This is a genomic window from Microvirga roseola, assembly GCF_020866965.1.
GTDB lineage: Bacteria > Pseudomonadota > Alphaproteobacteria > Rhizobiales > Beijerinckiaceae > Microvirga > Microvirga roseola.
Genome location: NZ_JAJATX010000004.1, coordinates 75,836 through 95,891, shown reverse-complemented (window position 1 = coordinate 95,891; position 20,056 = coordinate 75,836). Strand labels below are relative to the sequence as shown.

Here is a 20,056-nt window from a genome sequence, read left to right as displayed (position 1 = left end):
AATGTAAGACTACCCCTCGATTTTCGAGAAGTCCGCCACAGTACGCGTCGCCTCGCGGATGTCGTTGAGGAGCCGCAGGCGGTTGGCCCTCAAGCCTGGGTCTTCCGCATTGACGGTCACCTTGTCGAAGAAGGCGTCCACCGGCTGGCGCAGGCGGGACAGGGCGCGCATCGCCCCCTCGAACTCCTCCGATTCGATGGCGGCCGCCGCCTCCTGCTTGGCCTGGTGGAGAATGACCGCGAGCGCCTTCTCCTCGATCTGCCCCTGATCGTTGACGATCTGCAGATCTGGGGCCTCGTCGTAGGCCCGCCCGTCCTTCTTCTCCTCGATGCGCAGGATATTGGCCGCGCGTCGGTAGCCCGCGAGCAGGTTTTTGCCGTCCTCCGTATCGAGGAAGCGGCCGAGCGCCTCCACGCGGCGAACGATCATGAGCAGGTCGTCCTGGCCTTCGAGCGCGAACACGGCGTCGATGAGATCGTGCCGCGCGCCCTGGTCGCGGAGATAGACTTTCAGGCGGTCGGCGAAGAAGGAGAGGAGGTCTGCAGGGAGATTGCCTCTATCCTTTACGGACATGCCTCTCTCCATCGCGTCGAGGCCGAAGAGAGCTTTCTTGGTCTGATTAGCGAGAGGCATTCGACGCTCGTTGTCGATCACCAGCCTGATCACACCCAACGCCGCACGACGCAGCGCGTAAGGATCCTTCGAGCCCGTCGGCTTCTCGTCGATGGCCCAGAAGCCTACGAGGGTGTCGATCTTGTCGGCGAGCGCCACGGCGACCGACACCGGATCGGTCGGCACGCGGTCGGAGGGGCCGAGGGGCTTGTAGTGCTCCTCGATGGCGGCGGCGACACTCGGATGCTCGCCTTGCAGCATCGCGTAGTAGCGGCCCATGAGGCCCTGCAGCTCGGGGAATTCGCCGACCATCTCGGTGACGAGATCGGCCTTGGCGAGGCGCGCGGCGCGCTCCGCCAGAGCGGGATCCGCGCCGACGATGGGAGCCAGCTCCTTCGCCAAGGCCGCGATGCGCTCCACGCGCTCGTATTGCGTGCCGAGCTTCTCGTGGAAGACGATTGTCTTCAGCTTCTCCAGCCGGTCTTCGAGCTTCACCTGCTGGTCCGTCTTCCAGAAGAAGTTGGCGTCGGAGAGACGCGCGCGCACCACGCGTTCGTTGCCGCCCACGATGGTCTTGCCGCCGTCCTTTGCTATGAGGTTGGAGGTGAGCAGGAACCTGTTGGCGAGTTTGCCGGTGGCGGGATCGCGCAGCACGAAGCATTTCTGGTTCGCACGGATGGTCGTGCGGATAGCCTCCGGCGGGATATCGAGGAACGCCTCATCGAAGGAGCCCATGAGCACCACGGGCCATTCCACGAGCCCTGCGACCTCCTCCAGAAGCCCCTCGTCCTCGACGAGCTCGAGGCCTTGCGCGAAGGCGAGATCCTTGGCGTCGTGCAGGATCATGTCCTTGCGGCGGTCCGAATCGAGCACGACACTCGCGCGCTCGAGCGACTGCATGTAGTCCTCGAAGCGCTTCACGCGGATGGGCTCCGGCGCCATGAAGCGGTGGCCGTAGGTGACGTCGCCGGATTGGATGCCGTCGACCTCGAAACGCACGATCTCCGGCTCCTCGGTCTCGGGTCCGAAGGTGCAGACGATGGAATGGAGCGGACGCACCCAGCGGAGCGAGCCAGGCTCCTTGGAGGCCGCGCCCCAGCGCATGGATTTCGGCCAGGGGAAGCTCTTGACGATGGCGGGCAGGATTTCCGCCAGCACGTCCTGGGTCGCGCGGCCGGGCTTCTCGATCACGGCGACGTAGAACTCGCCCTTCTTCGGGTCGCTCTCGATCTTCGCCTGGTCGATGGAGGCAAGCCCCGCCCCCTTCAGGAAGCCCTGGACCGCCGCATCGGGCGAGCCCACGCGCGGGCCTTTCCGCTCCTCGCGCACGTCCTCGCCCTTCACGGGCAGGCCCACGATGTTCAGCGCCAGCCGCCGCGGCGTGGCGAAGGCCTGCGCTCCCTCGTAGAGAAAGCCGCGCTCCACGAGCGCATCGGTGACAAGCTTCTTCAAATCCTCCGCCGCACACCGCTGCATGCGGGCAGGGATTTCTTCGGAAAAGAGTTCGAGGAGGAGGTCGGGCATGAGAGATCTCTAAAAGGCTGTCGGATCGGGGCGGGAGGAGCGCTTCACGCGCTCACGCCTCCCCCTTCGGTCTTCAGCCATGCCGCGCCGCAGGCCTTGGCCAGTTCGCGGACGCGCAGGATATAGCTCTGGCGCTCGGTGACGGAGATCACGCCGCGGGCGTCGAGCAGGTTGAACATGTGGCTGGCCTTGATGCACTGATCGTAGGCCGGCTGCGCCATGAGATGGCGGCTATCGTTGGAGCCCGGCTTCGGCTCGCCGTCTTCCAGATATTTGCGGCAGGCGGCTTCCGCATCCCGGAAATGGCGGAAGAGCATTTCGGTATCGGCATATTCGAAGTTGTGCCGCGAATATTCCTGCTCGGCCTGCAGGAACACGTCGCCGTAGGAGACTTTCCGGTCGCCCTCCAGGCCGTTGAAGTTCAGGTCGTAGATCGACTCGACGCCCTGGAGGTACATGGCGAGGCGCTCGAGGCCGTAGGTGAGTTCACCCGCGACCGGCGCACACTCGAAGCCCGCCACCTGCTGGAAGTAGGTGAACTGGGACACTTCCATGCCGTCGCACCAGCATTCCCAGCCGAGGCCCCAGGCGCCCAGGGTCGGGCTCTCCCAGTCGTCCTCCACGAAGCGGATGTCGTGGACGGCGGTGTCGATGCCGATAGCCTTTAGCGAACCGAGATAGAGCTCCTGCAGGTTCGGCGGGTTCGGCTTCAGGATCACCTGGAACTGGTAATAATGCTGGAGCCGGTTCGGGTTCTCGCCGTAGCGCCCGTCCTTCGGGCGGCGCGAGGGCTGGACATAGGCCGCGCGCCAGGGCTTGGGACCCAGCGCCCTCAGGGTGGTGGCCGGGTGGAAGGTACCCGCGCCGACCTCCATGTCGTAGGGCTGGAGGATGACGCAGCCCTGCTCCGCCCAGTAGCGCTGGAGCGTGAGGATGAGGCCCTGGAAGGAGCGCGCAGGATTCATATGCGCGGGTTCGCTCGTCATAAATCGCGTCCGGTCTTTGAAAATCTCAGGCGCACCCTTGGGATGCGAGGGCTTCCAAGTCAAGCGCTGGGGCGCCTCCCNGCAGCCCTGCTCCGCCCAGTAGCGCTGGAGCGTGAGGATGAGGCCCTGGAAGGAGCGCGCAGGATTCATATGCGCGGGTTCGCTCGTCATAAATCGCGTCCGGTCTTTGAAAATCTCAGGCGCACCCTTGGGATGCGAGGGCTTCCAAGTCAAGCGCTGGGGCGCCTCCCGTCATTCCCGGCCGGAGATGGCGCAGCCATCGGAGGGGAAGGGAATCCACAGCGCCGCGTCTGTGCGTGGGATCCCCTTCCCTCGCTGCGCTCGCCGGGGATGACACGCGAATACCCCTCCCCCTTGTGGGGAGGAGAGCCGGTAGGCGCATGACGAGCCAGACTCTCGGGATGAAGCTTCCGCGGTGCCTACAATCCCAGCCGCGCCCAGGCGGCCCGCTCTTCCAGCGTCCCCAGCATCTCGCCGGGATCGACCAGGCTGCCGGCCTGGCCGGGAACGCGGCGTCCGAGGAGACGGGCCAGAAACGGCGTGCGGGCCGGCTCGATCATGCGGAACTGGACGTTCTCCCCGAAGCGCAGCCGCATCACCGAGCGGATATCGCCCAGGCCATCGATGAGACCGCGCTCCATGGCCTCCGCCCCGACCCAGAAGGCGCCGGTGAAGAGATCGCTCTTCTCCTCGTCGAGCTTTGCGCCCCTGCGGGCGCGGACGAGGCCGGTGAAAACCTCGTAGATCCGCTGCTGCAGGCCCTTGAGCCGCGCCACGTCCTCAGGGTCTTCCGGCCGGAACGGGTCGAGCATGGACTTGTTCTCGCCCACCGTATGGACCCGCCGCTCGATTCCGAAGCGCTCGATGAGCTTGTCGAAGCCGAACCCCGCCGAGACCACCCCGATGGAGCCGACGATGGAGGTGTGATCGGCGAAGATCTCGTCCGCCGCGCAGGCGATCATGTAGCCGCCGGAGGCCGCCGCATCCTCCACGAAGGCGAAGACCGGCAGCTTCTTCTCCTCCGCATAGGCGCGGATGCGCCTGAAGATGAGGTGCGACTGGGCCGCTGATCCGCCGGGGGAATTGATGACCAGCGCCACCGCCTTCGCGCCCGGAAACGAAAAGGCGCGCTCCAGCACCGGTGCGACGCTCGCCATGGAAAGCCCGGGCCGCATGGGCATGACGGCTCCGATGGGGCCTGAGAGGCGCACGACGGGCACGATGGGGTGCCGGTAGGTACGATAGCGGCTGGGGAGGAGAAACTGCAGGCGTTCTGGAAGCATGAGCGACACGATGGGTTGGGCCATGGCGTCCATGTAGGGCGCGAGGCGGCCATTCCCAAGATGAACGTTCCTTTAGGGAAGCTGTCGGATCGCGTTCATGTGGGCGGGAATAGCCTCTGATCCTGAGCAGCAGCCTTGCCGACTCGTTTTCGGCAACCGGCCGGATTTAAGGAGAAATCAGATGCGTCGATTGCTTTTCGGTGTTTTGGGGTTTGCCACCCTCGGCCTCGGAGCCCTGTCCGCCCAGCCGACGGAGGCCCACCAGTCCTATCGCACAGGCTATGGCTACAGCGCACCCGTCGTCCAGCATGTCCAGTATCACCGGCCGTATCGGGGCTACAGGCCACACCGCGCCTACCGGCCGTATCGCCCGTTCCGCACGGTCCAGCGCTGCTGGATCCAGCCGCAGCGGATCTGGAACGGCTACCGCTGGGTGCGCCGCCCGGTGGAGGTCTGCCGCACGGTGCGCAGGCCCGTTTACCGCTTCTGACCAGAAAAGGGCGCTTCGGCGCCCTTTTTTACTGGAGCATTGCATCACCCCGATGAAGCGCCTCGGCTTCAGGAGTAAATCGTCCATCAGGGCTATTGAGGACTAGGGGCGGCAGGATGGTGAGAGGAGCCCGGCTGCCCTTTCGGGCCGACAGGAGGAAACGGATCGCCGGCTGGTCGGCGGCGGGGTGGATGAAGCGCAGGGCCACGCCGCCCATGCCGTTCCCCAGGGAGGACAGGCACTCGGGCACGCGGTCGGCCCGGTGGATGAGGACTAGGCTCCCTTTCGGCTTGAGGAGACCGGTGCAGGCCCTCAGCCACGCCTCGAGCCCTCCCGGCGGCAGAGCATGGGCGGCGGCGCGGCCCCGGTCCGGTGACAGGCGGGCCTGGCCCTCCTCCAGGAATGGCGGGTTGGTGAGGACGCAATCGGCGCTTTCCGGCCGCAGGCCCGCCGCATGGCGCGAGGACTTGTCCAGCACGTCCGCCACGGCGACCCGCCCATCGACACCGTTGAGGCTGCAGTTGCGGCGGCAGAGATCGGCCAGGTCCGGGTCACGCTCCACGAAGACGAGGTCGATCCCTCTCTCCCGCGCCGCCACCATGAGGCCCACGGCGCCGGTGGCCGCGCCCACGTCGATCACGACGTCGCCGGGGGAGACCGGGGCCGATGCCGCGAGGAGCACCGCATCCGTGCCGGCCCGGTGGCCCCTGCCCGGCTGCAGCAGGGTTACGCGGCCGCCGAGGAGCGCATCCTCCGTGACCTCAGGCATGCCGCAGCTCGGAATCGAGCCCCGCATCGCGGATCAGGCGGCGGGCCTGGGCGACGTGATCCTCGGGCACTAGAATCCGCCTCGGAAAGACGCCGATCATCCCCTCAAGGGCGCTCATATGCATGTCTGCCACCAGAACGGGGATATTGGCGTTCTCCAACAAGGATTGTAGGAAGCCGATCAGAACGAGATCGTTGGTTCGGACGATTTCGACCATCGCGGTCGGGTTCCTTCCCTGCGGTAAAGCTTTTGCATTGCAGCATGGGACCCCCCATGCCACGGTGTTCTCATATTCCTACCGGCCCTTGGGCCGGCAACCCAGGTCTGAAGCGTGGGCGTTGTCGTTCCTTTCGAAGATAAGCATCCCGAGAAGAATGCGAGCATCGAGAAGCTCGTCTCCCTTGTGGCCTCCGATATGGAACGGGTCAATGCGATGATCCTGTCGCGCACGGGCTCCGAGGTCACGATGATCCCGGAAGTGGCGAATCATCTGATCTCGTCCGGCGGCAAGCGCCTGCGCCCCATGCTGACACTGGCGACTGCGGGCCTCGTGGGATACGAGGGCGACGGGCATGTGAAGCTCGCAGCCTCCGTCGAGTTCATGCACACGGCCACCCTCCTCCACGACGACGTGGTGGACGAAAGCGACATGCGCCGGGGCAGGATCGCCGCCCGCATCAAGTGGGGCAACGAGGCGAGCGTGCTGGTGGGCGATTTCCTGCTGGGTCAGGCCTTCCGCATGATGGTGGAGGTCGGCTCCCTGCGCGCCCTCGACATTCTCTCCGCCGCCGCCACCGTGATCGCGGAGGGCGAGGTCATGCAGCTCGCCGCCGCCAAGAACACCGAGACGACGGAGGACGAATATCTCGCCGTCATCCGCGGCAAGACGGCGGAGCTCTTCGCCGCCGCCTGCGAGGTCGGCCCCGTCATCGCCGGACGCCCCAAGGCCGAGCAGGCCGCCTGCCGCTCCTACGGCATGAATCTGGGCATCGCCTTCCAGCTCGTGGACGACGCCCTCGATTATGGCGGCAAGGCCGCGACCCTGGGCAAGAACGTGGGCGACGATTTCCGCGAGGGCAAGATCACCCTTCCCGTGGTCCTCTCCTTCCGCCGCGGCTCCGACGAGGAGCGCGCCTTCTGGCGGCGGGTGCTGGAACAGGGCGAGATCGAGGACAAGGATCTCGAACAGGCCATCGCCATCATGCGCCGCCACAAGGCGCTGGAGGACACGGTCGAGCGGGCGCGCCACTACGGCGCCATGGCCCGCGACGCCCTGGCGCTTTTCCCCAACGGTCCGATGAAGCAGGCGCTGCTGGAAACGGTCGATTTCTGCATCGCCCGCGCCTATTGAGGCAAGCAGATCAGCAAGATCCGTCAGGCAAGGCCTGGCGCAGCCGGTTAGACCTCCGAGCGCCAAGACGGAGGTTCCTGTGACGGCACCAGCCAGGACGCACTATCATGCCCGGTTTCGGAGGGTTCTCGACCATATCGACGAGAACCTCTCCGGCGATCTGAGCCTCGACGTGCTCAGCAGCGTTGCCGCCTTCTCACGCTACCATTTCCACCGGCAGTTTTCCGCACTCCTCGGGATCAGCCTGCACCGCTACGTGCAGCTCGCCCGCCTCAGGCGCGCCTCCTATAAGCTGGCGTTCAGAGGCGAGGAGCCGATCCTCCAGATCGTGCTCGACAGCGGCTATGAGGGACCCGAAGCCTTCTCACGGGCCTTCAAGCAGCGGTTCGGACAGACCCCGAGCGATTTCAGAGACCAGCCGCGATGGACCTCTTGGCACGAAGCCTATCAACCCTTCAGCCAGACAAGGAAGGTCCACATGGCCAGAACATGGAGCAACGAGCAGGTCGGAGTTCGAGAGGTCGGGGACCTACGCGTCGCCGCTCTCGAACATCGCGGCGATCCCTCGGCAATCGGCGACTCGGTGCGCCGGTTCATCGGATGGCGCAAGGAGGCTGGCCTCTCCCCGAAGCACAGCGCGACCCTCAACATCCTCTACGATGACCCGGACACTACGCCTGCGGAAGACTTCCGTCTCGTTCTCTGCGCGGAGACAGACCGCGATGTGGCTCCCAATGGCGCAGGTATCATCGCCAAGACCATTCCCGGCGGCCGTTGCGCCGTGTTGCGCCATACCGGCCCGGAGAGCAGCCTGGGCGAGGCCATTGCCTATCTGTACAGCGTCTGGCTGCCGGAAAGCGGAGAGGAAGCACGGGACTTTCCGCTCTATTGCCAGCGCATCGAGTTCTTCCCGGACGTCCCGGAGCATCGGGCCGTCACGGATATCTTTCTGCCGCTGAGATAGGAACGAGGAGGATGAGGGGCTCGTCCATAGCCTCATCCTCCCGCCATTACCGCAGGCTCGTCGCCTTCACCCACCAGTCCGGCCGCTCACGCCCGATGCGCCTGGCGGCCTCGGCGGCTGCGGTGCAATCGTCATAGATCCCGAAGCACGTCGCGCCCGAGCCCGACATGCGCGCGAGGCGACAGGCGCCCGTCGCCCCGATCAGGCCCAGCGCCTCGCCGACCAGCGGCTCGATCCGGCGGGCGGGCGGCTCCAGGTCGTTGCGCGCGGCCTTCAGCGCGGCGAAGATCGGGTCGGACGAGGATGTCTCCATGGCGGGATGCGCCGCTCCGGGCAGGCTCTCCCCCGGCTGCAGGCCGAGTTCCCTGAAGACGGCGGGCGTTTCGACCGGCACGCGGGGATTGACCAGCACGGCGAGAAGGCGCGGCAGGTCGAGGGCAGGCCCAAGGCTCTCCCCTGCCCCGCGCATCATGCGTGCCCGCGGTTCGAGACAGACCGGGACATCCGCGCCTGTCAGGCGGGCGGCCTCGCGCACGGCCGGATGGGACAGCCCGAGGCCGTTGAGGCGGGCGAGAAGCCGAAGGGCCGCCGCTGCATCCGAGGAGCCGCCGCCGATCCCGGCAGCGACGGGCAGGCGCTTGGTGAGGTGAAACGTCCCGACCGCCAGGTTCTCCACGCGCTCTGCGAGCAGCCGGGCCGCCTTCAGCACGAGATTGTCGGCGTTGCTGCCGGCGAGAGGCGCCGTCGGGCCGCCGACCTGCAGAGCAAGGCCCGGGCCGGGTTCGAGCCGGAGATCGTCGCCCGTGCCGGCAAAGGCCACGAGGCTTTCCAGCTCGTGATAACCGTCGGCCCGCCGCCCGAGAACATGGAGCGTCAGGTTGATCTTGGCGGGAGCGCGGGTCGCGAGGGGCTGGGGCATGGGATTTCCATGCCCGAGTGAAGCGCGGATGGGAAGAGCTTGGCCCCACAGCAAAATGGCCGGGACGAGCCCGGCCATTCGAATGGAAGGCTAAAGCCTGGATCAGCCGCCCTGCTTGCTCGCCGCCTGCTCCGGCGCGGGAGCGGTTTCCGCCGCGGCGGGCTTCACCTCGTCCTCGAGGCCGGCCTCGATCTTCTTGAGGATCTTCGCGAGATCCTCCGGCTCCGGGTCGGAGTCCTTGGCGTGATTCCACTGGAACTTCGCCTCGAGCTTGCGGCCGACCTTCCAGTAGGCGTCGCCAAGGTGATCGTTGATCGTGGCGTCTCCGGCCTTCAGCTCGACGGCCTTCTCGAGTTCTCGCACGGCGTCCTCGTAGCGGCCCATGCGGTAATAGGCCCAGCCGAGCGAGTCGAGGATCATGCCGTCGCGAGGGGCCAGCTCCACGGCCTGCTTCAGCATCTTGAAGGCCTCGTCGATATTCATGTTCTGGTCGACCCATGAATAGGCGAGGTAGTTCAGCACCTGGGCCTTTCCGGCCGGCAGCGTATCGGGAACGAGTTCCAGTGCCTTCTTCAGGTCGGCCTCGGCCTTGTCCCACTGCTTCGCGCGCTCATAGGACGTGCCGCGATAGAAGAAGAGGATCCAGTGGCCCTTGTCCGGCTCGCCGATCAGGTCGATGGCCTTGCTGTAGGTCTCGGCGGCCTCGGCGAATTTCTTGCGCGAGCGCTGCACGTTGCCGAGCGCCATGACGACCTCGACGTCATCGGGACGCTCCTTCATCAGCTGCTGGAGATGGCTGATCGCCTCGTCGCCCCGCTCCATCAGCTCGTAGTTCTGTCCGATGGCGATGTCGGCGCTCGCACGGACTGGCGCGTCCTTGGGAATGCGGTCGAACACGGCGTTCGCCTGCTCGTACTGCTTCAGGCGCTCATAGACGTCGCCCAGGGTGACCAGCGCCAGGGAATGGTCCGGGTCGAGGGCGAGACCGAGCTGGAGATAGATGATCGCGGTCAGCTCGTCGCCCTGGGTGTTGCCCACCACGCCGAGGCCGTAGAGCAGCTCGGCTGCGCCCTCCTGCGGGTTGGAAACGAGCGGCTTGAGGGGCTTGCCCTCCTTGAGAGCCTCCATGGCGGTGCGGACGATGGGATGGCGCGGCACCGTCTCGTCGAAGGTCTGGTAGACCTTGAGAGCCTCGTCCCGCTTGCCCTGCTTCGCCAGGAAGCGACCGTAGGCGTCCACCACCTGCAGGGTGTTGCGCTCGCCTTCATAGGCCGCCTTGAAGCGTTTCTCGGCCTCTTTCGTGTTGCCGGTCACGTCCGCGATCAGGGCGGCGTGGTACTGGCGGAACTGGTTGAAGGCCTGCTCCTTCTTGAGCCGGTCGACCGTCTCAAGAGCCTTCTTGCCGTTCTTGGCGGAACCCGCATAGGTCCAGGCCGAAAGCAGCGTGGCCGTCAGATCCGCCGCGCGTTCGCGATTTCCCTTGTCCAGGCGCGCGCGGGCATCGGCGTATTTCTTGTCCTTGAGGGAGCGGACCGCAAGGGCGAACTGCGCCAGGTTGTTGGATGGATCGCGGGCCGTCAGGCGCTCCGCCACCCGAACCGCTTCGTTCATCGCGCCGCTGGCGAGGAAGGCCACGAAGGCGCGCTCCAGAAGCTCCTGGTTGCGCGGATCGTCCTGGATCGCCTCGCGGTAAAAGACGCTGGCCGCCGCCGTATCGCGGGCGGACCCGGCCACATAGGCCGACAGGAAGTTGCCTTCCAGGCTCTCCGCTGGCACCAAGCTCACGTTCGGATCCGTGTTGGCCGCCAGGGCGGGCGCAGCCAGAAGGCCGGCAGCCAGGAATGCAATCGCAGGCAGGCCCTTGCGGGCCAAAGGCAATCTAAAGGTTGGCACGAAGCGCGGCTCCAATCATCGCGACATCTCTCATGTGGAGATGTGCGCCAAATCAGGCCGGAGAATGGCGGTTCCCTTCTCCTGCGGCAAGGGGACAATTGCCGCTGGACACGGTCTCTTGAAGAGGCCGGGCTGCCAAGGGTTGATGCGGCTGGCGGCCTTTCCGCCGTTTCTGGGCCGGAAACGGCGGAAAAGAAGGAAATTTACATGTTGATGTAGTTCGGCCCGCCGCCGCCCTCGGGCGGAACCCAGTTGATGTTCTGGTTCGGGTCCTTGATGTCGCAGGTTTTGCAGTGAACGCAGTTCTGGGCGTTGATCTGGTAGCGGACGCCGCCGCCCTCGGCCTCGACCCATTCATAGACGCCCGCCGGGCAGTAGCGCTGCGACGGACCGCCATAGACATCGTGCTCGGAGCCCTTCTGCAGGCCCATATCCTTGACCTGAAGGTGGGGCGGCTGATCCTCCTCGTGGTTCGTGTTCGACAGGAACACGGAGGAGAGCTTGTCGAAGGTCAGCACGCCGTCGGGCTTGTCGTACTTGATCGGCTTCACCTTATCGAGCGGCATCAGGCACGCGTGGTCGGGCTTGCCGTGCTTCATAGTGCCGAAGGGCGAGCAGCCGAGGAGCTCCGTCATCCACATGTCGAGGCCGCCCAGCGCCACGCCGGCGAAGGTGCCGTATTTCGACCAGAGCGGCTTCACGTTGCGCACGCGCTTCAGGTCGTAGCCGATGGGCGAGGAGCGCCAGGCCTCCTCGTAGGAGGCGATCTCGTCATTGGCCCGGCCCGCCTGCAGCGCCTCGAAGAGGTGATCCGCGCAGAGCATGCCGGAGAGGATGGCGTTGTGGCTGCCCTTGATGCGCGGCACGTTCACGAAGCCTGCCGAATCGCCCACGAGGCAGCCGCCGGGGAAGGACAGGCGCGGCACCGACTGCCAGCCGCCTTCCATGATGGCGCGTGCGCCGTAGCCGATGCGCTTGGCCCCCTCGAACACGTCGCGCACCATCGGGTGCGTCTTGAAGCGCTGGAACTCCTCGAAGGGCGAGAGGGTCGGGTTCTTGTAGTTGAGGTGCACCACGAAGCCGACGGAGACGAGATTGTCGTCGAAGTGGTAGAGCCAGGAGCCGCCGCCCGCATTGTTCGGCAGGGGCCAGCCCATGGAATGGCGCACGAGGCCCGGCTGGAAGTTCTCCGGTCGGACCTGCCAGAGCTCCTTGATGCCGATGCCGTATTTCTGGTGGTCGCGGCCTTCGTTCAGTCCGAACCGCTCGACCATCTGCTTGGTGAGCGAGCCGCGGGCGCCCTCCCCGAAGATCGTGTACTTGGCGCGCAGCTCCATGCCGCGGGTGTAGTTGGCGTTGGGCTCGCCGTTGCGGCTGATGCCCATGTCGCCGGTGGCGATGCCCATGACCTTGCCGTCCTCGACCAGGACCTCGGTCGCCGCAAAGCCGGGATAGATCTCGACGCCAAGCTCCTCCGCCTTGCGGCCGAGATAGCGGGCGACGTCACCGAGCGAGCCGACGAAGTTGCCGTGGTTGTTCATGAGCTTGGGCATGAACACGTTGGGCAGCGTCACGCCGCCCGCATGGCCCAGATACATGAACTCGTCGGCGGTCACCTGGGTCTTGAGGGGCCGGTCCGGCTCGTGGCGCCAGCCCGGGATGAGCCGGTCGAGGCCGATCGGGTCGACCACCGCGCCGGAGAGAATGTGGGCGCCGACCTCCGAGCCCTTCTCCACCACGACCACGGAGATGTCCCCGCCGTTTTCGGCCGCCTTCTGCTTGAGCCGGATGGCGGTAGCCAGGCCCGCGGGACCCGCGCCCACGATGACGACGTCGAACTCCATCGATTCACGGGCGGGCAGATCGGACATGGTTTCCTCCTGATACGCGGCTTCAACGCTTGAAAGGACAGATGGTTTACATATGAACAATCTGTCCGATTTCTCAAGTCATTCTGAACTAGCCACCTTCCTAGCTTTATTGTTGCGGCCCTGAAAGTTCTGTTTCGGCATAAGGTTATGCCGAAAGCCGATCATTGCCGAACCGGTGGGGCTGAAAGGCCCGCGCTCCATTCGACGCCAGCGAAAACCGGGCGACAATTGCGCCGTCCCGGAGCATCCCGAGTTGTCCACATCTCTCAGGATGCTTACATACGAGCCATGCAGGATCTCCCCACCGACCGCGATGCTCTCAACGCGCTCCTCGACTTCCATGTCGAGGCGGGGGTGGACCTTGCGCTCGACGAGACGCCGCACAATCGCTTTGCGGAGCCGAAGGCCGAGCCGGTCCCTTCAAGAGCTCAGGCGCAGGCCCCTGCCCCCAAAGCCGATCCTGCCCGAGCAGCTCCCCCGCCCCGCGCCCTGCCGAAGGTTGCGGCCAGTGCGCCGGATGAGGTGGCGAGCCTTGCCCGCGAGCAGGCGCGCCATGCCCAGTCGCTCGAGGAGCTGGAATCCATTCTCGCCGGCTTCGAGGGCTGCGCCCTGAAATTCTCCGCCAAGAACCTCGCCTTCGCCGACGGAAATCCGGAAGGCCGGGTGATGCTGGTGGGCGAAGCGCCCGGCGCGGACGAGGACCGGATCGGCAAGCCCTTCATGGGCCGCTCGGGCCAGCTCCTCGACCGGATGCTGGCGGCCATCGGCCTCGACCGCTCCGACGTTTACGTGGCCAACATCGTGCCGTGGCGTCCGCCGGGCAACCGCACGCCGACCCCGCAGGAAGTCGCGATCTGCAAGCCGTTCATCGCCCGGCAGATCGAGCTGGCCTCCCCCGAATTCCTCCTCTGCCTCGGCGGTCCCGCCGCCCAGAACCTCCTGAACGTCAAGGACGGCATCCTGCGCACGCGCGGCCGCTGGTTCGCCTACAAGACCGAGGACGGCAGGGAGATCCGCGCATTGCCGACCCTCCACCCGGCCTATCTCCTGCGCCAGCCCTTGCAGAAACGCCTGGGGTGGCGGGACTTCACGGCCCTGCGTCGCGCCCTCGACGGCAAGGAATAAGGGCTTCTTCCGGCGGCGACTGGAACCGGGCCATATGCTCCCGCCTTAAGGCTCTGCGGCGCGATAGGCCGCGCTTTCAGGGTGGGCCATGCGCTGGGACAACTTTAGAACCTCGTCGAATGTGGAAGACCGTCGCGGCATGGGCATGCCGGGTCGCGCGGGCGGTCTCGGCATCGGCACGGTCGTGGTGCTCGGGCTCATCGGCTGGGCGCTCGGCATCGACCCGCGCCTCCTGATCGGCGGGGCCGAGATGGTCGCGGGCGGCGGGTCCGGCTACGAGCAGAGTCCGGGCCGCCAGGGCGTGCCGGAGGACGAGATGGGCCGCTTCGCCTCCGCCGTCCTCGGCAATACGGAGGACGTGTGGGGCACGGTTCTGCCCCAGCAGGTCAACCGGCAGTACAATCCACCCAAGCTCGTGCTGTTCTCCGGCGCCACGCGCTCGGGCTGCGGCGGGGCGCAATCGGCCATGGGGCCGTTCTACTGCCCCCTCGACCAGACCGTCTATATCGACCTCTCCTTCTTCCAGGAAATGCAGAGCCGCTTCCGCGCGGGCGGCGACTTCGCCTATGCCTATGTGCTCGCCCACGAGGTCGGCCACCATGTGGAGAACGAGCTCGGTATCCTGCCCCGCATCCAGGAGCGCCAGCGCCAAGTGGGGCAGACGGAGGCCAACCAGCTCTCCGTGCGGGTCGAGCTGATGGCCGATTGCCTGGCGGGCGTCTGGGCGCATCACTCGAACCAGCGCTGGCAGTCCCTCGAGCAGGGCGACATCGCGGAAGCGCTCGCCGCGGCGGAAGCCATCGGCGACGACCGGCTGCAGCGGCAGTCCCAGGGCCGGGTCGTCCCCGATTCCTTCACCCACGGATCCTCCGAGCAGCGCATGCGCTGGCTCACGACGGGCTTGCGAACCGGACAGGTGGAGGCCTGCGACACGTTTCGGGCGAATAGGCTTTAAGCTGAGCACTTCTCCTGTTGGCGAATTTTTCCTCGCCCGCCCTCCCCTCGCACGGTAAGGTTGCGGCATAAGCCATGCTGCACGTGGGGAGAAGGTCATGGCGGACACGGGACGATTCATCCTTGCAGTCCTCAGCAATACGCCTTGGTGGAGCTGGGCTTTTCTTGCCTACCTGATCGTTCAAGGGCTTCGCGCCATGAAGGGCGGGCAGACCACATTCCTGCGCCTTTCCACGATGCCCGTCGCCTTTGCATTGTGGGGCCTCTGGACTGTGTTCGACCGCTTTCACGGAAGCGGTCTCAGCATCGCCATTTGGGTGGTCAGTTTCTGTCTCGGCACCGCGTTCGGGATAGCACGCACAGCCGCCATCGAAGTGCACTTCGAGAAAGAGCGACAGGTTTTCGATCTTCCCGGCAGTACGTTCACTCTCGCCTCATCGCTGCTGGTCTTCGGCATCAAGTACACCTTGGCTGTTCTCTCAGCCATTCAGCCGGAAGCTCCTACGGGATTGTGGTTCCTGATTTGCGATGTGGGATCGACTGGCTTGATCGCGGGCATGTTTGCGGGGCGTCTGTTCAGCCTGCGCCAGAAATACAAGTCCGCGATTTCCAGCGATCCCGCGGTCGCGTGAATTCGTTCAATCGAGAACGCCGACGAGTTCGCTCAACAAGACGTGGATGCCCGGCACGAGGCCGGCTATGACAAGAGGTGAACGTTTCCAGGACAAGGCCTGCCCATGCCCGGCATCGACGAGAATCTCCCCTTCGTTTCTCTCTCCATCGCGGTGCTGACCGTCTCCGACACGCGGGTGCTGGAGGACGACAAGTCCGGCTCGACCCTTGCCGAGCGCCTGACCAAGGCAGGGCACCGGCTCGCCGACCGGGCCATCGTGCAGGATGACGTGGAGGCGATCCGCGGGAAGGTGCAGGCCTGGATCGCCGATCCCGCCATCGACGTGATCATCACCACGGGCGGCACGGGCTTCACGGGCCGCGACGTGACGCCGGAGGCCGTCGAGCCCCTGTTCGAGAAGCGGATGGAGGGCTTTTCCGCCGTCTTCCACCGCATCTCCTACGACAAGATCGGCACCTCGACGATCCAGTCGCGGGCGACGGCCGGGGTCGCGGGCGCGACCTTCATCTTCGTGCTGCCGGGCTCGCCCGGCGCCTGCAAGGACGCCTGGGACGGCATTCTGCAGGCCCAGCTCAATTACCGGCACCGCCCCTGCAACTTCGTGGAGATCATGCCGCGCCTCGACGAGCACCTGAAGCGGGGAAAGCTCAAGGCCTGAGGGTCAGCCGAAAACCGGATCGCGCTCAATGGTGGCCGACAGGCGCACGGGCGCGCGGGCCTTCACCTCGTCGAGCAGCACACGGCGATGCACGAGGTCGCCGGCGCGCACGGAGGATTGCGGGATCAGGCCCATGACGGCTCCGAGCGCCGCCTCCAGGAGGCCGGACCTGTGACGGCGCAGGCGCGCCAGGCCCTTCTCCGGTTTGCCTAAGCCCACGAAGCGCTCCAGCACCCGGATCCAGCCCTCCTGCGGGATGTCGCCGTCGTCGAGGCAGAGCAGCCAGTCGCGCCGGGCGGCCTGCGCGCCGGGGCGCCAGGAGGGATCTTCCGTCACGATCAGCGTCGCGCCCGCCGCATCCGCCACCTGGGTGACGACATCGTCCGGTTTTGCCGCCAAGACGACCGCATCGCCCACCAGACCCGCCGCCACGGCGGGAACGAGGGCGCTCAAAGTGACGGCGAGGGCCTCCGGCCCCTGTTTGACGCGAATGAGGACAGTCAACATTTCGCCAGCATACTTCTTTTCCTCCGCGCCGTCGCCCCACCGGCGGCTTGATTTTGTTCCTGTTTTGTTCAGTAATGGCCGGACGCTTCCATTCCAGATTCGTCCGAGGCCGCCATGACCATTCGCACCAGGGGCAATGCCCGCGATCCCGTCCTCTCCAGGCCTGCCGTCCGCTCCCCCATCGAGGCGGCGGAAGCGGCGCGCCGGCGCATGGACGATCCCTCCTACCGGGTCGAGGCGGAGCGCCGCCGGGGCCGGGGCGCTGCGGCCAATCCGTCCGGGCGCTACGAGCCCGCGCAGCGCGAGGGATTCGACGACGGCTGGTCCATCGAGGAGGAGCTGCCGCCGATCCCGACCGAGGTGATCGTGGAGAAGCCTCGGACGATCATCACCAAGAACGATTCGCCCGACATCCTCTTCGACAAGTCGATCAATCCCTACCGGGGCTGCGAGCACGGCTGCTCCTATTGCTTCGCGCGGCCCACCCACGCCTATCAGGGCCTGTCCTCCGGGCTCGATTTCGAGACCAAGATCTTCGCCAAGCCGAGCGCCCCGGAACTGCTGGAGAAGGAGCTGCGCGCCCCCGGCTACCGGCCGACGACGATTGCGCTCGGCTCCAACACCGATCCCTACCAGCCGGTGGAGCGGCGCTTCCGCATCACCCGCGCGATCCTGGAGATTCTGGACCGGACGAACCATCCGGTCGGGATCGTGACCAAATCCGCCCTCGTCACCAGAGACATCGACATCTTAAGCCGCATGGCCGACCGGCAGCTCGCCAAGGTGGCGATCTCGGTCACGACCCTCGACCCCAAGCTCGCCCGCCGGATGGAGCCCCGCGCCGCCTCCCCCGCCAAGCGGCTGGAGACGATCCGCAAGCTCTCGGACGCCGGCATTCCGGTCATCGTGCTCGTGGCGCCGATCGTCCCGGCGATCAACGACCACGAGATCGAGGAGATCCTCAAGGCGGTGGCCGCCGCCGGCGCGCAGGAGGCGGGCTATGTGCTCCTGCGCCTTCCTTATGATCTGAAGGACCTGATGCGCGACTGGCTCGCCGAGCACTACCCGGACAAGCTCAAGCACGTCTTCTCGCTCCTGCAGGAGGCGCGCGGCGGCAAGGATTACGACGCCGAATGGGGCGTGCGGCAGGCGGGCGTCGGCCCCTATGCCTGGATGATCGGCCGCCGCTTCGAGACGGCCGCCGAACGCTTCGGCCTCAACAAGCGGTCGTTGCGGCTGCGCACGGACCTCTTCAGCCCGCCCGCCAAGGAGACGGGGCAGTTGAGCCTGTTCTGACTGTTCCTTCAGCACGCCCGTCGCCGGAGCGAGACAGGGGAGAAGGAAGCCGTCGTGCAGATGCGTCACAATGGTTCCGGCTCTTAGAGCCGTCGGGGGTGACAAAGGCGCGCCTCGCCGCTTTGATCCCTCCATGAGCACACCGATTCGCCTGCCCAGCAAGACCGGCCTCGGCATCGAGCGCGAGCTTTCCGCCCGTGCGCGGGGCTACGTCTGCATCGCCGGGCTCGACGAAGTCGGTCGCGGGCCGCTGGCAGGACCTGTCGTTTCGGCGGCCGTAGTGCTCGATCTCGATTGCGTGCCGGAGGGGCTCGGGGATTCGAAGGCGATTCCGGCGCACAGGCGCGAGGCGCTGTTCGCGGAGATCCTGGCCACATGCCAGGTCGGCATCGCCTCCGTGTCCCATGCGGAGGTCGACACCATCAACATCCGGCAGGCATCCCTGCTCGCCATGTGCCGCGCACTCGCGGCGCTTCCCTGCACGCCCGACATGGCGTTCGTGGACGGCAACGATCCGCCGCATCTGCCCTGCTTCACGGAAGCCGTCGTGAAGGGCGATTCGCAGATCGCCTCCATTGCCGCCGCCTCCATCGTCGCGAAGGTGATTCGGGACCGCATGATGGCACGCCTCGGCGAGGTTTATCCGGCCTATGGATTCGCGAGCAATGCGGGCTATAGCACCAAGGCGCATCTCACGGCGGTCGCGAGCGAGGGTCCCTGCCCGTTCCACCGCATGAGTTTCGCGCCGTTGCGCCAAGGGTTACTGGACCTGTAACCTCCCTTAACGCTGATTAACGAAAAAGCTCAATCTTTTCAAAAGTTAGGCAAGTTTTGCCGAGGCATTTTTTTTGCACTTTTCCGCATTTGGAAACCTCCTCTTTACCCTAACGGCGCATGATCCTGAGTGTCAGTTGCGTAACCGGTGATTACCCATGGGTACCTTGCGTACCGGGGCTGCCGGCGCCGCCTCCCGGATCAGTGTCTCGCGTACCGGGCGGTCTGCGCCGGCTCCTCGGACGGGGCGTAAAGCTCCCCTCTCCGTCCTGCCGAAAACTCTTCCTCTCAACGAGATCCTTCTCGGCGACTGCATCGCCAATCTCGAGAAGCTTCCTCCCGAAAGCGTGGACGTGGTCTTTGCGGATCCTCCCTACAATCTCCAGCTCGAACAGGCGCTGACGCGCCCGGACCAGAGCCTCGTCGACGCGGTCGACGACGACTGGGACAAGTTCGCGAGCTTCGCCGATTACGACGCGTTCACCCGCGCCTGGCTGCATGCCGTGCGCCGCGTGATGAAGAAGAACGCGACGCTCTGGGTCATCGGCTCCTACCACAACATTTTCCGCGTGGGCGCCGCCCTGCAGGATCTCAATTTCTGGATCCTGAACGACATCGTGTGGCGCAAGGCCAACCCGATGCCGAACTTCAAGGGCCGCCGCTTCACCAATGCGCACGAGACCATGATCTGGGCCTCGAAAAGCGCGGACTCGAAGGGCTACACCTTCCACTACGATGCGCTGAAGGCCGGCAACGAAGACGTGCAGATGCGCTCGGACTGGTTCATTCCCATCTGCACGGGCGAAGAGCGCCTGAAGGATGCGAACGGGCGCAAGGTGCACCCGACCCAGAAGCCCGAATCGCTGCTGGCCCGCGTGCTGCTGTCCTCCTCGAACCCCGGCGACGTGGTGCTCGATCCCTTCTTCGGCTCCGGCACGACGGGTGCGGTCGCGAAGATGCTGGGCCGCAACTTCATCGGCCTCGAGCGCGATCCCACCTATGCCAAGGCTGCGCGCAAGCGCATCGACGCGGTCGTGCCGCTCGACGACGTGTCGGTCGCCGCTCCGCCGGAGAAGCGCACGGAAGTGCGCGTGCCGTTCCTGTCGCTGATCGAGAGCGGCTACGTGAAGGCAGGCGAAACGCTCGTGGACGAGCGCCGCCGTCACAAGGCGGTGGTGCGCGCCGACGGAACGCTGGCGCTCGGCGCCATCGTCGGCTCGATCCACAAGATCGGCGCACTCACGCAGGGCTTCCCCTCCTGCAACGGCTGGACGTTCTGGAACGTGGAGCGCAAAGGCAAACTCGTCTCCATCGACGAGTTCCGCGCCAAGGTGCGGGCTGACATGGCAGCGTGACTTCACGCATAGGCAAGATTTCGGGGGTGGCCGGCTCGCGCCGGCCATTCGCGTCTGAGGCAACAGATTT

Annotated in this window: 19 protein-coding genes; 10 read left to right on the top strand and 9 right to left on the bottom strand. The window is 65.9% G+C overall.

Going from position 1 to position 20,056, the window contains the following annotated elements; all coding sequences use genetic code 11:
• Nucleotides 1-9 precede the first annotated feature (9 nt).
• The 3 genes from glyS to LG661_RS04445 all read right to left on the bottom strand — a co-directional run bounded on the left by glyS (nucleotide 10) and on the right by LG661_RS04445 (nucleotide 4,435).
• Complete coding sequence (gene glyS / locus LG661_RS04455; protein WP_230530661.1) at nucleotides 10-2,136, bottom strand: glycine--tRNA ligase subunit beta; 2,127 nt, start codon at nucleotides 2,134-2,136, stop codon at nucleotides 10-12.
• 44 nt (nucleotides 2,137-2,180) lie between these two features.
• On the bottom strand, nucleotides 2,181-3,122 hold the full coding sequence (locus LG661_RS04450) for a glycine--tRNA ligase subunit alpha (protein WP_230530660.1): 942 nt from the start codon (nucleotides 3,120-3,122) through the stop codon (nucleotides 2,181-2,183).
• A gap of 440 nt (nucleotides 3,123-3,562) precedes the next feature.
• Nucleotides 3,563-4,435, bottom strand: coding sequence for a S49 family peptidase (locus tag LG661_RS04445; protein ID WP_230530762.1), 873 nt, complete (start codon nucleotides 4,433-4,435; stop codon nucleotides 3,563-3,565).
• A 172-nt stretch (nucleotides 4,436-4,607) separates the two neighbouring features.
• Between LG661_RS04445 and LG661_RS04440 the strand changes: the two genes are divergently transcribed.
• Nucleotides 4,608-4,916, top strand: a complete 309-nt coding sequence (locus LG661_RS04440) for a hypothetical protein (RefSeq protein ID WP_230530659.1) — start codon at nucleotides 4,608-4,610, stop codon at nucleotides 4,914-4,916.
• Between the two features lie 28 nt (nucleotides 4,917-4,944).
• Here LG661_RS04440 and LG661_RS04435 read toward each other — a convergent pair whose 3' ends face one another.
• Entirely contained in the window at nucleotides 4,945-5,685 is a 741-nt protein-coding gene (locus LG661_RS04435; RefSeq protein WP_230530658.1) for a tRNA1(Val) (adenine(37)-N6)-methyltransferase, read from the bottom strand.
• The gene (locus LG661_RS04430; protein ID WP_230530657.1) at nucleotides 5,678-5,902 is read right to left on the bottom strand and encodes a putative signal transducing protein; all 225 of its coding nucleotides are present in this window, start codon (nucleotides 5,900-5,902) and stop codon (nucleotides 5,678-5,680) included. Before LG661_RS04430 ends, LG661_RS04435 begins: the two co-directional genes overlap by 8 nt.
• 114 nt (nucleotides 5,903-6,016) lie before the next feature.
• Between LG661_RS04430 and LG661_RS04425 the strand changes: the two genes are divergently transcribed.
• Nucleotides 6,017-7,036, top strand: coding sequence for a polyprenyl synthetase family protein (locus LG661_RS04425; RefSeq protein WP_230530656.1), 1,020 nt, complete (start codon nucleotides 6,017-6,019; stop codon nucleotides 7,034-7,036).
• A gap of 79 nt (nucleotides 7,037-7,115) precedes the next feature.
• Nucleotides 7,116-8,000: an AraC family transcriptional regulator gene (locus LG661_RS04420; RefSeq protein ID WP_230530655.1), complete on the top strand. Its 885-nt coding sequence runs from the start codon at nucleotides 7,116-7,118 to the stop codon at nucleotides 7,998-8,000.
• Nucleotides 8,001-8,046: 46 nt separating this feature from the next.
• Here LG661_RS04420 and LG661_RS04415 read toward each other — a convergent pair whose 3' ends face one another.
• The 3 genes from LG661_RS04415 to LG661_RS04405 form a co-directional block, all read right to left on the bottom strand.
• Nucleotides 8,047-8,919 carry a 4-(cytidine 5'-diphospho)-2-C-methyl-D-erythritol kinase gene (locus tag LG661_RS04415; RefSeq protein ID WP_230530654.1) on the bottom strand — a complete coding sequence of 291 codons (873 nt, stop codon included), beginning with the start codon at nucleotides 8,917-8,919 and terminating at the stop codon, nucleotides 8,047-8,049.
• Nucleotides 8,920-9,021: 102 nt separating this feature from the next.
• Nucleotides 9,022-10,812 (bottom strand): tetratricopeptide repeat protein, encoded by a 1,791-nt coding sequence (locus LG661_RS04410; protein ID WP_230530653.1) that lies wholly within the window; start codon nucleotides 10,810-10,812, stop codon nucleotides 9,022-9,024.
• A gap of 203 nt (nucleotides 10,813-11,015) precedes the next feature.
• Nucleotides 11,016-12,683 carry an electron transfer flavoprotein-ubiquinone oxidoreductase gene (locus LG661_RS04405; protein ID WP_230530652.1) on the bottom strand — a complete coding sequence of 556 codons (1,668 nt, stop codon included), beginning with the start codon at nucleotides 12,681-12,683 and terminating at the stop codon, nucleotides 11,016-11,018.
• Nucleotides 12,684-12,971: 288 nt separating this feature from the next.
• Between LG661_RS04405 and LG661_RS04400 the strand changes: the two genes are divergently transcribed.
• The 4 genes from LG661_RS04400 (at nucleotide 12,972) to moaB (ending at nucleotide 16,054) form a co-directional block, all read left to right on the top strand.
• Nucleotides 12,972-13,808 (top strand): uracil-DNA glycosylase, encoded by an 837-nt coding sequence (locus LG661_RS04400; protein ID WP_230530651.1) that lies wholly within the window; start codon nucleotides 12,972-12,974, stop codon nucleotides 13,806-13,808.
• An 88-nt stretch (nucleotides 13,809-13,896) separates the two neighbouring features.
• Nucleotides 13,897-14,763, top strand: coding sequence for a KPN_02809 family neutral zinc metallopeptidase (ypfJ, locus tag LG661_RS04395; protein WP_230530650.1), 867 nt, complete (start codon nucleotides 13,897-13,899; stop codon nucleotides 14,761-14,763).
• Between the two features lie 97 nt (nucleotides 14,764-14,860).
• Nucleotides 14,861-15,394, top strand: a complete 534-nt coding sequence (locus LG661_RS04390) for a DUF6622 family protein (RefSeq protein WP_230530649.1) — start codon at nucleotides 14,861-14,863, stop codon at nucleotides 15,392-15,394.
• A gap of 105 nt (nucleotides 15,395-15,499) precedes the next feature.
• Nucleotides 15,500-16,054 carry a molybdenum cofactor biosynthesis protein B gene (gene moaB / locus LG661_RS04385; protein ID WP_230530648.1) on the top strand — a complete coding sequence of 185 codons (555 nt, stop codon included), beginning with the start codon at nucleotides 15,500-15,502 and terminating at the stop codon, nucleotides 16,052-16,054.
• Nucleotides 16,055-16,057: 3 nt separating this feature from the next.
• Here the strand turns inward: moaB and LG661_RS04380 are convergent, their stop codons facing one another.
• Entirely contained in the window at nucleotides 16,058-16,561 is a 504-nt protein-coding gene (locus LG661_RS04380) for a hypothetical protein (protein ID WP_230530647.1), read from the bottom strand.
• A gap of 210 nt (nucleotides 16,562-16,771) precedes the next feature.
• Here LG661_RS04380 and LG661_RS04375 point away from each other — a divergent pair, with 210 nt between their 5' ends.
• The 3 genes from LG661_RS04375 (at nucleotide 16,772) to LG661_RS04365 (ending at nucleotide 19,986) form a co-directional block, all read left to right on the top strand.
• The gene (locus tag LG661_RS04375) at nucleotides 16,772-17,857 is read left to right on the top strand and encodes a PA0069 family radical SAM protein (RefSeq protein ID WP_230530761.1); all 1,086 of its coding nucleotides are present in this window, start codon (nucleotides 16,772-16,774) and stop codon (nucleotides 17,855-17,857) included.
• A 133-nt stretch (nucleotides 17,858-17,990) separates the two neighbouring features.
• Entirely contained in the window at nucleotides 17,991-18,632 is a 642-nt protein-coding gene (locus tag LG661_RS04370) for a ribonuclease HII (protein WP_230530646.1), read from the top strand.
• Nucleotides 18,633-18,789: 157 nt separating this feature from the next.
• The gene (locus tag LG661_RS04365) at nucleotides 18,790-19,986 is read left to right on the top strand and encodes a site-specific DNA-methyltransferase (protein ID WP_230530645.1); all 1,197 of its coding nucleotides are present in this window, start codon (nucleotides 18,790-18,792) and stop codon (nucleotides 19,984-19,986) included.
• Nucleotides 19,987-20,056 lie beyond the last annotated feature (70 nt).

Coding starts and splice junctions, on each gene's coding strand:
- LG661_RS04365 (WP_230530645.1), top strand. CDS start 18,790: ATGGGTACCTTGCGTACCGGGGCTGCCGGCGCCGCCTCCCGGATCAGT.
- ypfJ (WP_230530650.1), top strand. CDS start 13,897: ATGCGCTGGGACAACTTTAGAACCTCGTCGAATGTGGAAGACCGTCGC.
- LG661_RS04375 (WP_230530761.1), top strand. CDS start 16,772: ATGGACGATCCCTCCTACCGGGTCGAGGCGGAGCGCCGCCGGGGCCGG.
- LG661_RS04435 (WP_230530658.1), bottom strand. CDS start 5,685: ATGCCTGAGGTCACGGAGGATGCGCTCCTCGGCGGCCGCGTAACCCTG.
- LG661_RS04405 (WP_230530652.1), bottom strand. CDS start 12,683: ATGTCCGATCTGCCCGCCCGTGAATCGATGGAGTTCGACGTCGTCATC.
- LG661_RS04390 (WP_230530649.1), top strand. CDS start 14,861: ATGGCGGACACGGGACGATTCATCCTTGCAGTCCTCAGCAATACGCCT.
- LG661_RS04415 (WP_230530654.1), bottom strand. CDS start 8,919: ATGCCCCAGCCCCTCGCGACCCGCGCTCCCGCCAAGATCAACCTGACG.
- LG661_RS04430 (WP_230530657.1), bottom strand. CDS start 5,902: ATGGTCGAAATCGTCCGAACCAACGATCTCGTTCTGATCGGCTTCCTA.
- moaB (WP_230530648.1), top strand. CDS start 15,500: ATGCCCGGCATCGACGAGAATCTCCCCTTCGTTTCTCTCTCCATCGCG.
- LG661_RS04440 (WP_230530659.1), top strand. CDS start 4,608: ATGCGTCGATTGCTTTTCGGTGTTTTGGGGTTTGCCACCCTCGGCCTC.
- LG661_RS04370 (WP_230530646.1), top strand. CDS start 17,991: ATGAGCACACCGATTCGCCTGCCCAGCAAGACCGGCCTCGGCATCGAG.
- glyS (WP_230530661.1), bottom strand. CDS start 2,136: ATGCCCGACCTCCTCCTCGAACTCTTTTCCGAAGAAATCCCTGCCCGC.
- LG661_RS04450 (WP_230530660.1), bottom strand. CDS start 3,122: ATGACGAGCGAACCCGCGCATATGAATCCTGCGCGCTCCTTCCAGGGC.
- LG661_RS04400 (WP_230530651.1), top strand. CDS start 12,972: ATGCAGGATCTCCCCACCGACCGCGATGCTCTCAACGCGCTCCTCGAC.
- LG661_RS04380 (WP_230530647.1), bottom strand. CDS start 16,561: ATGTTGACTGTCCTCATTCGCGTCAAACAGGGGCCGGAGGCCCTCGCC.